Below are 12,818 nucleotides of genomic sequence, written 5' to 3'. Positions count from 1 at the left end.
ACCGCGCGAAGCCGATGCGGACGCCATGTCCGCAAGGCCAGCAAGGGACTGCCGGCGCCCGCGCGCCGAGGGTCGCCCCAGCCCGGCCGACAACGGCCGGTCGACCTCGGAGCACGCGCTGCGGCAGGCGCGGCGGCGATGCCAGCAAGGCACGAATGTGCCGATGCGCTGGCGAGCTGCGCCGCGCCGTATTGTTGCGGAGAGTGCGACGAAAAAGGGGGCCGAAGCCCCCGGGTTATTTCAGGATAAAGGCGACGTATCCGCCCAGGCTCGCCGAAATCGTCGTCACGATCAGCAGGAACCCTAGCACCCAGCGCTGGCTCTTCAGCTCTCCGACGAGTTCCTTGTTGGCTTCGGTGATCTTCATGGCGATATGGCTCTCGAGGTCTTCGACGACCTTTTCGGCGTCGCTCGCGGGCACTTTAACAGACCGCAATGCCTGATACAATGTGACTTGGATTCCCATGTGAACCTCCTGTGCTTGATGGGAGTTCCCGAGGGACGGTGCGTGCCAGCGGGTCAGGGACGTTCCTTCAGGAACGCCGCGCAAGCGGGCGCCGGGGGAGCCGATTTGCGCAGCAAATTGGGGGGACCGGCGATCCTTGACGCGCGCCAGCGGGCAACCGTCAGACTGGGACGACACGAGACACTCCTCCCCCCATCTTCCCTTTCTCGCCCCCTCCCCACTTTGATCTGTGATCGAGCTTCCGTACCGGGCGAAGGGGGTTCGATGCCCCCTGAGCCCGGGCCCTGGCAAAGCAGAAGAAGAGAGGAAGGCCCCGGCCGGAGCCGGAGCCTTCCGAAAAGCGCGTCACCCGAAGGTGCGCGCGTGCTGCTGGGGTGCAGCCTGATCGGCAATGCGGCGGATGTGCGTCGGCACGCCTGCCTGACGCAGCCGCTGCGCTAGGTTCGCCTGGATGCCCGAGCCCTCTCCGATAATCGCTTCGACAGGGCTCAGTTTGATGATGCTCTCATTGCGAAGGAACGGTGCGCGCTTTCCCTGACGCTGGTCGGGGACGAAGTGGATGGTGTTCACCCGGTTCTTCTGAGCCCACGCTCCCGCCATGGCGTCGACGCCCTTGCGCATCCCGGTGGTCCCGAGGACCATGTTCGGAATGCGCGCCTTGATGTCATCAAGGATGTCCCAGATCATCTCGAAGTCGTGCCAGTCTTGCTGGCCGCCCGAGACAACGACCAGCGGACCTTCGGGCGTGAACTGCGCCCTGCGGTCCTTGGCGCGTCCGGCGAGGTAGTCGCGCGCCTGGATCTGGCTGGCGGTGACCCCGTTCTTGCTGACCTGCGATCCCCTCGTGGCGGTGAAGGGACGACCCGTTTCGACGCGGTAGACGTCGGCGGCGTGGTCGCGCATCGCCTCGAGCGCTTCACGACATCCTTGCAGCGTCTGGCAGAGCTGCTGCGTCTCCTCGAGCTCGACCGCGTAGATCTCCGAAGGATCGAAGTGCCGGGCCATCTCACCCAGCTTGCGTGCTGCATCGTCCTCGCGGCCCTCGGCAAGGCGGGCGGTCATGTGGAACGAGTTGACCATTCCCCATGCGAGCTGCTGGGCGAACTCCTCCATGCGTGTGTCCTTCAGGACATCGAAGATCGTTCCGATCGCCATTTCCACTGCGCGGCGGGCCATGTCCGGATCGGGCATCTCGGCCGCAATCGGCGCATCGATGATGTTGAGCTTCGCAAGATCGCTCGTTTCGATGAATGCTCCGTCGTAGGATTCGGTGACGCCTTCTCGGGCATCGGCGAGGTTGATGCGAGCGTTGGCGAGATCGGCGAACGAGTTGAAAGTGGTCATGATTGCCTCCAAGTGATTGAAATCGTTCCCACCATGGGAACCCCGAAAACCCATCAGTCGGGAGGCGTGCAGTCAGGGACGCAGCGCTTGCGCTGCGCCGCCCTGCGGGCGCGGGGGAGCCGATTTTCTGCCGGGTGGCCGGCGCGCAAGCTGCACGGTCGCCGGGCGGAAAATTGGGGGGACCGCGATCCTTGACGAGCGCCGAAGACTGATATGTTTCGGCAGGTGTTCCTGTGTGTGTGGAAGAGACGTTCCCGCCCCGGAGCACGAGAGACGGGAGGCAGACGGGCCAGCCTGCTGGCCCGCCCTCCCGGCCCGGCGAACGGGTTAACAGCGGGAACACTCCCAATCTTGGAAGCCGTTCAGCGTGGTTGGTCGGCAGATGACGGGCTGTCAGGGATGATGCCGCGCAGCTGGCATCACCGCCTCGCGGGCGGCGAAGGCAAGCGCAGCGACAGCCTGAGCCGATCCTTGACCGGCCGGAGGCTGCCGAATGCCGCGCTTTCGCGCGCATGCGCGAACTACGGCTGTAATGCTCCGACCGCGAACGCCTTCCTGAATAGGAAAGGCGCGTTCGCGGGGAAGGACCGCCGCCCTGCCCGGATGGGCGGCGGCGGTGAGAATGCGTCAGCGATCGTCACCCGCAGGGCCGAGACCCCTCGGGGGGCTCGGTGATGCGAGGCGGGCACGCGCAGCCCTTAGCGAAGCGTCAGCTGAGCGAGGGCCGCGGCGCCGAGCGGAATAGAGCGCGGGCCCGGCCGAAGGTCGGGAGACGTCCGCTCATCTATGGAAGTGCAGATCCAGCAGGGCATGTGTGACGTCATGCGGGTGAGGTGGTTCATGTTCGGCGTTGCACCGAACGATCAGGCTGACATCCGTTTCGTATGTTGTGTCATTTGGGCTCAGCCTTGCCAAATCCAGATAGTGGCGGAAATCCGCTGCCTGTTCTTCGTTGAGCAGGATGCTCAACTGCGGGCTGTGCCGCATCCGGACGCTGACGGTTCCGCTTTCGTCGTGTCGGCTAGCGTGGCTCGACAGGATTTCGACGCGCATCGCGGCGATTGTTTGTTTCCGCAGTCCTGCTGGAATGCGTAAGTTTTGGAGGATCGAGCAGAATTCATCGGCTTCCTCGCAGGTTATGTCATAGCCGCCATACACGCTCGTTATTCGCGTCGGAAGCTCGGGATCGGTCCATATCGTTGCATCGATCAGGGACAGGTAGATGCGGTCCTCCTCGGTCTTCCCGATACGCATGACAGCTGTGGCGTTCAGGAAATGGATCATTGGGGCCTCTCTTTTCTAAGAGGTTTTATACCGCGAGCCAGCGGCACCCGGAAGGGTGCCGCTCGTTGGATGTGCGGCACCGCCGTGCCTAGCGGCTGCTTTTCTAATCGGGACGCCAGAGGGAACCGTCAGCGCCACTCGGGCGGCCACAGGACGTTGGTCGGCGCGCCTGCAAACATCGGCTCGATCTCCTCGCGGCGATAGCCAGCGAAGCCGCAGCCGATGGGTGTCAGCTGGAAGGTGAGATTGGGACGCGAGCGCGCGAAGGCGAGGAACTCGCCGACGTGCTGCTCGATCTGCGCAAGCGACAGCGTCCGGAGCTGCGCGTCCTTGCTGGGGATGGCGTAGCTGTTGCCTTGCAAGCCGATGCCCTGCCCGTAGATGGCACCGCGGTGCTGGCGCGCCCACAGGGCCGCGCCCTTGCCATGACGGCCGGCGAGATTACTGCCGAAGACAAAGACGGGGTCGTTCACAGTTCGCTCCCCGGTAGCAGAATGGCGTCGGCATGGGCCCATGCGAGAACCTGGTCGGAGCCGCTGTCTGCGAGATCGTCGCCCGACAGGTCGCGCCAGGGCGCGAGGGGTCGATAATCGGGCATGTAGCGTGCGGTTACGATCTCGTATCGGCAGCAGCCATACGACGATGGGCGCAGGGCGAGGACAGGGCGCGTATCGGGCGGCAGCTGCTCCGCGGTGCGGGCCAAGCCAGTGTCGAGGATGGGCATAAGCGATGACATGTTCGTTCTCCTGTTGAGGCGAAGCGAAGGGCGGCACCCGGTGGGGTGCCGCCCGATCGATCAGAGGAACTGGACGTTCTCGGCGATGATCTCGCAGCCGTAGCGGTCGTTGCCTTCGGCATCCTGCCAGCGCGAGTAGTGGATGCGGCCGGTAACCGCGAGCAGGTCGCCCTTCGCCTTGTGCTGGCGCAGCGGGAGCCCCATGCCGTTGAAGACGGTGATCTTGTGGAATTCGGCGTCCTTCTTGGCGTAGCCAGTGTCGGCGTCCTTCTGGACCTTCCCGTCGCGGATGACCGGCCGTTCGGTCACCAGCACCAGCTCGGTGATGCGGGTGTCGCCGCGGTCGCGGGCGATCGGATCCTTGGCGAGACGGCCGACGAGGTTGACGATGTTCATTGCAATAGCCTCCAAAGTGCCGACGGCTCGTCCGCCGGTGCCCTTATCGAGCCTCGGCGAGAGAGGCGGGACACCGCGCGCAGACGCGGGGAACCCCGACGATCCGGGGTGGTGCGGGCAGCTCGCTTCAGCGAGCAACACGGCCCGGATTGTTGCGGGTTGTCCCAAGCCTCGACCAGAGAGGCATGGGCACTCATCGGCGGATGACCGTTGGCACTGGGGCCTGCCTGGCTGCTTGAACATCGACCTCGTCGTGAGCCGGGTTCGCTTAGGGTTTCGATCCTCCTCGCGGTGTCTGCGGAGACATTCGCTCTTTCCTGAGCTCGTCCTGCCGTGAAGCGGGTCTGTCACGCGGGCGGACGTCTGCGAAGGCGCACGACTGGCTCGAAGGGACGCAACCCACAGGCGTAGCCGCCTTGGCTGGGCGCGCTGCGTCGGTACAGGGGGGAGTGCCTGCAGCTCGCACTATCCAACGCGCTGGCAGTCTGCGGAAAGGGGTGCTGATCGCTCGCTGTGGATTGCTTAGGACCATCTTGCATCGCGGCGCCGCCGGCTTCCGCCGAGTTGGCCTTTTTCAAGATGGCGGGCTTCAAGTCATCGGCGCCTTGGGACGCCAGGGGAGCGCAATTGCGCAGCAAATTGGGGGACCGGCGAACCTTGATGCGCGCGGTTGGATCGGGGCGCTGCCCTGCCCAGATGGGCGGCAGAGCCGGAAGTCGTCAGAGCAAGTCCGGCGCTCAGCGAACGAGCCCATTGCCGGACCCCGCATTGGCGCTATGTTCGAGCGATGGCCGTCTGGCAGTTCGTCATCAACCTGATCCCTGCCTCTGCGGCGAGTATCGCAGGGGTCAAAGCTGCACGGATGAGCCGCGCGCAGCTCGATGACGTTGTTCTGGCCCTCCCCATCGCAGAGGCGGATGTGCTGTTCGCGAAACTCGACATGTTGCTACCCGAGAAACCGCGATCCTACACCGGTCTCCGGGTATGGGGTGACGAGCCGAACGACGACATTCAGGTGAGCTTCGATGACGAATTCATCGATGAAATCCAGGTCCGCTTCGACGTGGCAGATATCTCTCTGCCATTGATCGGCGGGGTCTGCGACGTCGCGCGTCGTTTCGACTGCGTCTTTGCAACGCCGGAGGGTGCGATCATTCAGCCAAGCAGGGAAGCTGTGATCAGGACAGTCCTGCAATCAGACGCAGCGCATTTCGTGCAAGACCCGCGCGGCTTCATCGAAAAGGCGGTCCGTCTGGGTCGGGAGGACCGCCAGGACTAGTTGGCAGTGCCCGGCCACATTCGGTGAGGAGCTGGAGACGTACTTAAAGCAGACCGGCAGCTTTGTTCACTTCGCCGCAGAAAGCGGAAATTCGCAAACCGACCCCCAAGCCGACATTCAATACTGCAACCCGATCTCCCGAGACCGGTCATTCGTTCATCTCATTTTCCGAAATCCGGAACGGCTTGGCGAGCAGGCCACCGTTGATGCAGCGATTGAGCGATATCAGGAAAGGCGCATATTGCCAGCGGGCCGGGGTGGTTTCGTCCGCACCGGGAAGACCGGCGCAGCCTCATGCGCGCTTGCCGGAGCGCCTAGTGCTAGGTTGGCAATACCAGATAATGAGCGCAGAGCGCGGCGTATCATCATTCCATGTAAACCCGGTCACGCGGCTCATTATGCGCAGCTGCGCCGCCGCCGCTTAGTCTGCGGAAAACGATGAGGGCCATTAACAAAGCCGCCATTGGCAAGAGCGACGTATAGAAGGCCGGTTGTCCACCCATGGCAGCAAATATCTGCCCGGTGATATAGGAACCTGTGGTGCCGCCAAGCGCAGAGAAGACCACAATCAGCCCGGCCATCTGGGCATGGGCGGCTTTGGGCAGGGCGGACAATATGCGCGAATTGATGAGCGGATAAATCGGCGCCAGAAACAGGCCGACCAGCGGCATCAGGAAGGCGGCAAAGGGGGCGCTGCTCCATGTCATATCCGGATTGGGAGCCAGTCCCCGCGTGAGCGGCAAGGTGAGCACCACCAGCAGCGCCATCATTGCTACACAGCCAACAAGCAGCGGGAACCAGGACAGGAAACGCAGCACGAACCCTGCGCCCAATCGTCCCGCTGCCGTGGAAAAAGCAAAGAGGCTGGCGGCCAATACGCTCATTGCCTGAGGCATATGGAGAACTTCATTGTTGAAGGTTGGCAGCCAGGTGCCGATGGCCTGTTCGATCAACACGTAGAGGAAGGCCGAAATGATGAACACCAGAACCAGTGGCTTGGCCAGCAGGCGGAACATGCCGAAAAAGTCAGCAGCGCCAGCATCCTCGGTCGGCTTTGCGGCGCTTTCATCGAGCGGCGTGGTGAACACAATCGCGCAGATGACAAAGGAGATGACGGCAAGCAACCAATAGACATTCAGCCAGCCCAGGCTGGACGGGTTTGCGCTGTCGATATAGATGCTGAATATCCAATAGCCCGACAGCACGCCAACCATGAACAGCCCTTCAATATAGCTCATCAGGCTGGCGTGATCGGCTTCGTCCTCCGCGATCAGGCCAATGATCGAATAGGCCGATACTTTGACCAGCGCGAAGCTGATGCCCGTTATGGCAAAGAGCAGCTTCGTCATCGCGAAATATGGCAATAGTGGCATCGCACCGCACGCCGCGCCAACGAGGAAACAGGCCACGCCCAAACTGTTTTTCAATCCGAAGCGCGGCAGGAACGAAGCGACAAGAAAGGAGGTTATGGCAATAGGAAGGTCCTTGAACGCTTCCAATATTGCGGCGCTGGACTTGTTTTGACCCAAGGAGGCGATCGATTGGAGAATAACGGTGCCTACGCTATTGAGCAAAATTGCAAACAGCATGTAGGTCAGAATGACGGCAACTACGGCGCGCGTCCGGGTGTTGATCATTCTCGCTCCCCCCCAGCTAATCGAAGTCTTTGAAAGACATTGAGCCGAACGGAGCTTTGTCCCGCCCGGCCCAATTTCTCTAACCCAGTAGTGTCACATCCACGATCAGAAATTGAATTGTGCACTGAAGGTGAACGACCGGCCAAGAATAGGACGCGCCAATATAGGACCTGTACCCTGCGAACCGATCACCCGCGGATTGCCCTCGGTCAACCCAGCCGAATTGAACAGATTGTCAGCGCTCGCCTGCAGCTGGAAACGTTCGTTGATATCTAGAATGATACCGGCATCCACCTTAGTATAGGCTGGCAGTACCTGCGTGTTCAGATTGTCAGAGAAGCGATCGTCAATCCATCGCGCCGAACCATAGAAAGTCAGGTCACTCGCCCCCAAATTGGCTGTGTAGGCGGCACGGCCACGCACCTGCCATTTCGGTTGCCGTTCGAGTTGATTGCCCGAAGCGTCAATGGTTCCGCCCAAGGCGAAGAAGTCGGTATATTGCGCATCCAGATAGGTGATGTTGGCACCAAGGGACAGGCCATCGATGGGGCGTACCTCGCTTTCGAATTCCAGTCCGAGCGCATCGGCGGAGCCAACGTTAGGAATTGGAGCGCCGTTGACGATCTGGGTATTTTGGATGCCTCTGAATTTATTGTAGAACACGGTCGCATATACGTCGAACACATTCTCTGAAATTTTCAGACCCCCTTCAAATGTATCGATTTCCTGAACTAGGCGCAAACCGTCGCGCAACTGGTCGAACTGCGGGAAGCTGTTGCCCCGGCTGTAACGCAGGAACACGCCAAGGTCGTCCGTAAAGGCGTAGTTTGCACCGAACGTCCATGCAAATTTATCCGCCTTGAAATCAATGTTTGAAAAGGTTCCGTTCAGCACCGCATCGCCATTGTTGAACAATGTATTGGGGTCGCCGTCAGTATCAACACCAAAGTCGTTATTCTCAAGACTGCCTGTCACCGTATGTTCTTGCCAACGAATGCCAGCATCAAAGCGCAGTTGATCGGTGACTTGAAATTCATCCGATATATAAACCGCAATATCCTCGCCATCATAATTGGCGTTCACATTAAAAAAGGACCCGCGCGTAAAGCCATTGCGTGTCACGGCCCGTCCATCGGCCAAAGTCAGGTTCAGAATGCGCGGATTGCTCTGCGCCTCGAGCAGTAAGAAATTGCCCAGATTCCAGCGATCACGCGAGGAAAAGGAGGCATAATAGACGCCGCCGGTCAGCTTGTTGTTGCCGAGTTCAAAGGTCAGGCCATTCTCGCTGACAAAAGATTCCAAATCCTTGTCAACGCGCCATGCGCCAACCTCAATCACCTGATTGGCTGTGTTGAATGCACCGCCGCCATTAACAAAAGTTGCAGATCCAATGGTCGAACCAAAACCTGCAGCGATCGCTTGCAAGGTCGTTGGTGCACCCGCTGGCACCAAGCCGCGGGTATCAGCCGAGCCGTTGAGGTAGCTTGACCGGCTGAACACGGAAATGTTGTCCGACAGATTGTAGTTCAGGTTCGCACCGAAATTGACGAGATTGGCCCCGCGCCCTTCCGACTGATCGATCGGCACCCCGTCATTGGGGATCGTCAGACGCGTTTCGGCGCTGTTGAAAGTGCCTGTGCCGCGATCAAAGCCAGGGAAAGCCGATATTCGGCCATTGGCATCCTGGACGACCGGGATGGGCAGCAACCACGCGCCGCTGTCGTTGAGATATCGACCGTAGACTAGAAGATCGCCATCGCCGAAATCATGGCTGATATTCGCACTGATTTGCCCGCCGCGCTCCGCTGTGAAGCCGGCGGAACGAACGCCCTCGCCAGAATGGAAGAAGCCGCCAACGGCAAAACCAGTATTTTCGCCTAACGGGCCATGCACGATGCCGTCGATGCGCTTATCACCAAAGTCGGCGATACTTGCCTTTACCGAACCACCAAAATCGCTGCCCCCTTTGCGGGTGACAAAGTTAGCGGTTAGGCCGACCTGGCCGTTGGAGAAGACTTGCGCAGGTCCACCACGAATAGCTTCGATCCGCTCAACGGTCTCATCGAGTCGGAAGAGCTGAGAGTTCTCGAGGAATGAAAGCGTGGGTGGCGGGAAAGAGGGGGAACCTTCGTATTGGAAAGTCACAAATTCCGCATCGCCCCCGCCGGGAAAGCCGCGCACGAAAATATTGGCGCCATTTTGACCACCCGAGGTTTCAACCGAAACACCGGGCACGAGCGCAAGGACATCAGCCGTGCTCTGCGGACCAGCCTGATCGACTGCGCTGCTGTCAATGGACGAGATCGCAAAGGCGGCGTCTTGTTTGCGAATGCCAGCGCCGCCAGCTGTGCCCGTAACGATGATGACGTTTTCATCATCAGCATTCTCCGTCGCGGTATCATCCTGCGCGAGTGCAGGTGACGACAGCGCCACTGTGGCCACCGACGTCAGCAGAAACAATTTTCTCATATTTTCTCTCCCAAGCACAGATTTGCGATTGTTTGTTAAATGGGGGCCGCATGTTGGGACGGCCCATGGTGCCTATCTTTGGATTGGATTGCGGCGATCGGCCTCGTCCATTGCGCCATCAAGGCGGCGTGCGTCGTGCCATCCTCCTCTTCCCCGATTACATCGACGGACTACGAATGTAACGATTTATGAAATGCATTTCAATCTAGCCATTTTTTATCGAGATTTGGGGTCATCCAGCACCCTCCATTAGCGCTGAACCCAGCGCTTGCAGGAGGGCGATTGACACACCGTTTGTCCAACCAAAGCCAATTTCAACGGCGTACTCCCCACCCCCGCCTGCTGCCTCGGCAACGACATCATACTTCTCCATAATATGCCCGCTATTGCCAAAGTGCCGCTTCACAAGAGCAATCCACCGCTGCGCAATCTCATTGGCAAAATCGGTCTCGCCGTAGTCACGTAGTCCAGCATAGGCGACCCATTGCAAAGGAGCCCAACCATTGGGTGAGTCCCATTGCTGCCCGGTGTCGACCAAGGTGGTCAGCAGGCCGCCGGGCGCGAGCAGCGCCCGCAAGGCGCGCGCAGTGGATTGGGCGCGCTCAGCACTGCATTGCCCGACAAAGAGCGGGAATGCCGCAGCTGCAGTAATGGAAGAGGACGGTGCCCCTTTGTCCAGCCAATAGTCAGCAGGAAAACCCAGATCATCATTCCATAAGTAGCGCGATATTGCAGCAGATCGGTCGCTGGCGCGTTGGGCAAAGTCGTGCGCCTGTTCGTCGTGCCCGAGCGCCGCTGACTCGGCCGAAATGGTTTTTTCCAAGCCGAATAACAGGCTGTTAAGGTCAATGGGGATTATACGCGTGATACAAATGCTGCCAAGCGAGCGGCCATCGCCCAGCCACCGTGAACTAAAATCCCAGCCGCTTTCTGCGCCGGCGCGCAAGTTCCGCCAAAGTCTTGGACGCTGCTCTTCATCCAGGCTGGCGGCAATGCTAAAATCTTCCAGCCAACTCTCGTCTCGAGGGCGATCAAGATCGTCCCAATAGCGGTTCAGCACGGCACCATCAGGCAGTTTCACAACGCGACGACCTGCCTGACCCGGTGCCAGCCCATCCTCCCCAGCCATCCAGAAGTCATGTTCATTCTTCATCCAGGCAAGTCTGCGGTCCCGGGCTTCAATCGAGGTGTCCTTTGACAGCCCGGCAGCAAGATAAAATACCGGCGGGTGGGAGCGACTGAGATAATAAGTGCGCGATGCATTTGGTATCATGCCAAAGCGATCGAGCAGGCTGCCAAAATTCTCGATCATGTCTTCGACCAGGTCTTGACGGTCACTCACCATGAGGCCCAGCATTGTGAAATAGCTGTCCCAATAATAAAACTCTCGAAACCGCCCACCGGGAACAATGAACGGTCGCGGCAAGGCGATTGCAGAGCTGCCGGGCGATGTTTCAGTCTGTGTCCGCGTCAATGCGCCGAACGCATCCGAAAGATAGCTTTCAAAGTCCCGAGCCACGACGTTTTCATGGCCGTTGACCAGCGGGACATCGAAATTGGCATCAACAAATTCTCGCAGTGAAGTATCATCCTGCGACGGAGAATTCTTCCAGTCCGCAAAGATATCGGGCAGCGGGCGACGGGGTGCCGCATCTGCGAAGGTTTTGGAATCGCCGTAAATTTTCCGTGTTTGGACAACGCGAAACAGATCGCCGAATAGTTCGGAAGGGATTGACGACTCCTTCACGATCGCACGCCGCCAAGTCGAAAAAAGCCAGCAGAAATTGGCACTGCACTCACCCCTAGAAGATTTTCTTGGCAGCAAATTCGGCCTTGGCCAGGCTGCTTCATGCCGTAGCCATAGCGAGGCATGAAATGCATTTCAATGATCGAGGGGTAAAGACGTTGCCGATGGCCAAGAATTATGCTTCGGTAGTATCGATGAATGATGTGAAGCTTAAACCAGCTGCCGCGAAACGGCGCAAATCCGCGCAGCCGACAATGGATGACATTGCCCGCCTTGCCGCGGCATCAAAAACAACCGTTTCCAGAGCACTTAGCGGCAGCCCACTGGTATCGGAAGAAAAGCGCGAGCAAATACTGAGAATCGCGCGTGAGCATGGCTATGCCGTCAACCGCAACGCCCAGAAGTTGCGCCAGACGCGGACCAATACCGTTGCGGTCGTGCTCGATTTTGAGTCGCACCGGCACGGCGCCATTGGTGACCCATTCATCTATGAGCTACTCGCCGGCGTATCCGAGGCATTGTCGGTGCGTGATGTCGACTTGTTGCTATCGCCGCCAGGGCTTTCCAACCTCAGTGACTTTGTTGACTTGCACCGATCACGAGGCGCGGATGGCTATATTATATTGGGCCAGGGCATGCGCGAACCCATGTTCTGTGACCTCGCCCGGAAGAAAATTCCTATGGTTGTCTGGGGCGCGGTCATGCCTGAATCAGGCTACTGTGCGGTTGGGAGCGACAATTTTCTTGGTGGCCAACTCGCAGGTGAGCGCTTTGTGAAGCAGCAGCGCAAGCATTGGCTTTTCGTCGGCAACACCGCTCATGATGAGATCAGGCTGCGTTATGAGGGCTTAAAGCACGTCGCCAATGCATCGGCCGACGTTAAGGTGGATCTGTTGCAGATTGACACGATGGCCTTTTCAGAAACCTTGAAAAATGCTGAAGAATATCTGCAAGGCGGCGACAGACCCGATGCCATCTTCGCCTTTTCAGACACTGCTTCCATGGCAATAATTAGCGCATTCCGCCAATACGGCCTGGCTGCTCCAAATGACTATGCGCTTGTGGGGTACAACAACATTCCTCCCGCTGCGCATTTTTCGCCAGCGATCACGACCATCGGGCAGGATACCAGCACGGCAGGCACATTGTTGGTGGAAAGGCTGATGCAGCAACTGGATGGCGCGCGACCAAAGTCGGTTATTCTGCCAACGAAACTGATCGTGCGGGAGACGTAGCGTTCGACGCGCGCTCGCAGCGCGCAGCAGTCGCAAACAATTTCGACATGATGCCTCCCAATATCAAATTGACACAAAAGGCATACTGAGCCGAGCGCAAGGTGCCCGGTTGATGAGCGAATGACAGCTTGCCGCTTCCTCACTCTCAAAAGCTGCCGTTCGCCTTTCCACGTATCCATCCGGTGAAGGCCGCATGATGCTGGCCGGCGCGTAGCCGGGTTTAGG

General features: G+C 59.3%; 11 protein-coding genes. 2 read left to right on the top strand and 9 right to left on the bottom strand.

The features are described 5' to 3' along the window. Nucleotides 1-235 precede the first annotated feature (235 nt). The 6 genes from AX692_RS19650 to AX692_RS10260 all read right to left on the bottom strand — a co-directional run bounded on the left by AX692_RS19650 (nucleotide 236) and on the right by AX692_RS10260 (nucleotide 4,226). Nucleotides 236-643 carry a hypothetical protein gene (locus AX692_RS19650; RefSeq protein ID WP_155646308.1) on the bottom strand — a complete coding sequence of 136 codons (408 nt, stop codon included), beginning with the start codon at nucleotides 641-643 and terminating at the stop codon, nucleotides 236-238. 168 nt (nucleotides 644-811) lie between these two features. Continuing rightward, nucleotides 812-1,810, bottom strand: a complete 999-nt coding sequence (locus AX692_RS10275; protein WP_073976963.1) for a DUF2493 domain-containing protein — start codon at nucleotides 1,808-1,810, stop codon at nucleotides 812-814. Nucleotides 1,811-2,590: 780 nt separating this feature from the next. Then, nucleotides 2,591-3,094: a hypothetical protein gene (locus AX692_RS10270; protein ID WP_073977659.1), complete on the bottom strand. Its 504-nt coding sequence runs from the start codon at nucleotides 3,092-3,094 to the stop codon at nucleotides 2,591-2,593. Between the two features lie 128 nt (nucleotides 3,095-3,222). Continuing rightward, nucleotides 3,223-3,567, bottom strand: a complete 345-nt coding sequence (locus AX692_RS10265) for a hypothetical protein (RefSeq protein ID WP_230961055.1) — start codon at nucleotides 3,565-3,567, stop codon at nucleotides 3,223-3,225. Next, the gene (locus tag AX692_RS19645; protein WP_155646307.1) at nucleotides 3,564-3,830 is read right to left on the bottom strand and encodes a hypothetical protein; all 267 of its coding nucleotides are present in this window, start codon (nucleotides 3,828-3,830) and stop codon (nucleotides 3,564-3,566) included. The genes AX692_RS10265 and AX692_RS19645 overlap by 4 nt, the downstream gene beginning before the upstream one ends. Nucleotides 3,831-3,890: 60 nt before the next feature. Further along, nucleotides 3,891-4,226, bottom strand: coding sequence for a single-stranded DNA-binding protein (locus tag AX692_RS10260; protein ID WP_073977657.1), 336 nt, complete (start codon nucleotides 4,224-4,226; stop codon nucleotides 3,891-3,893). Nucleotides 4,227-5,013: 787 nt separating this feature from the next. Between AX692_RS10260 and AX692_RS10255 the strand changes: the two genes are divergently transcribed. Continuing rightward, complete coding sequence (locus AX692_RS10255; RefSeq protein WP_073977656.1) at nucleotides 5,014-5,505, top strand: hypothetical protein; 492 nt, start codon at nucleotides 5,014-5,016, stop codon at nucleotides 5,503-5,505. Between the two features lie 365 nt (nucleotides 5,506-5,870). Here AX692_RS10255 and AX692_RS10250 read toward each other — a convergent pair whose 3' ends face one another. The 3 genes from AX692_RS10250 to treF all read right to left on the bottom strand — a co-directional run bounded on the left by AX692_RS10250 (nucleotide 5,871) and on the right by treF (nucleotide 11,358). Further along, on the bottom strand, nucleotides 5,871-7,142 hold the full coding sequence (locus tag AX692_RS10250) for an MFS transporter (RefSeq protein ID WP_073977655.1): 1,272 nt from the start codon (nucleotides 7,140-7,142) through the stop codon (nucleotides 5,871-5,873). A gap of 105 nt (nucleotides 7,143-7,247) precedes the next feature. After that, nucleotides 7,248-9,611, bottom strand: coding sequence for a TonB-dependent receptor (locus AX692_RS10245; protein WP_073977654.1), 2,364 nt, complete (start codon nucleotides 9,609-9,611; stop codon nucleotides 7,248-7,250). Nucleotides 9,612-9,843: 232 nt separating this feature from the next. After that, nucleotides 9,844-11,358 (bottom strand): alpha,alpha-trehalase TreF, encoded by a 1,515-nt coding sequence (gene treF, locus AX692_RS10240; protein ID WP_230961054.1) that lies wholly within the window; start codon nucleotides 11,356-11,358, stop codon nucleotides 9,844-9,846. A gap of 164 nt (nucleotides 11,359-11,522) precedes the next feature. On the opposite strand from treF, the gene AX692_RS10235 reads away from it, so the two are divergent. Further along, complete coding sequence (locus AX692_RS10235) at nucleotides 11,523-12,593, top strand: LacI family DNA-binding transcriptional regulator (RefSeq protein WP_230961053.1); 1,071 nt, start codon at nucleotides 11,523-11,525, stop codon at nucleotides 12,591-12,593. Nucleotides 12,594-12,818: the final 225 nt, after the last annotated feature.

Source organism: Erythrobacter donghaensis (assembly GCF_001557325.1).
Classification (GTDB): Bacteria; Pseudomonadota; Alphaproteobacteria; order Sphingomonadales; family Sphingomonadaceae; genus Erythrobacter; species Erythrobacter donghaensis_B.
This window is presented reverse-complemented; position numbering and strand designations above follow the sequence as displayed.

Bases quoted from the DNA above. Each gene is read 5' to 3' on its own strand.
- AX692_RS10275 (WP_073976963.1), bottom strand. From the start codon at position 1,810: ATGACCACTTTCAACTCGTTCGCCGATCTCGCCAACGCTCGCATCAAC.
- AX692_RS10270 (WP_073977659.1), bottom strand. From the start codon at position 3,094: ATGATCCATTTCCTGAACGCCACAGCTGTCATGCGTATCGGGAAGACC.
- AX692_RS19645 (WP_155646307.1), bottom strand. From the start codon at position 3,830: ATGTCATCGCTTATGCCCATCCTCGACACTGGCTTGGCCCGCACCGCG.
- AX692_RS10260 (WP_073977657.1), bottom strand. From the start codon at position 4,226: ATGAACATCGTCAACCTCGTCGGCCGTCTCGCCAAGGATCCGATCGCC.
- AX692_RS10255 (WP_073977656.1), top strand. From the start codon at position 5,014: ATGGCCGTCTGGCAGTTCGTCATCAACCTGATCCCTGCCTCTGCGGCG.
- AX692_RS10250 (WP_073977655.1), bottom strand. From the start codon at position 7,142: ATGATCAACACCCGGACGCGCGCCGTAGTTGCCGTCATTCTGACCTAC.
- AX692_RS10245 (WP_073977654.1), bottom strand. From the start codon at position 9,611: ATGAGAAAATTGTTTCTGCTGACGTCGGTGGCCACAGTGGCGCTGTCG.
- AX692_RS10235 (WP_230961053.1), top strand. From the start codon at position 11,523: ATGGCCAAGAATTATGCTTCGGTAGTATCGATGAATGATGTGAAGCTT.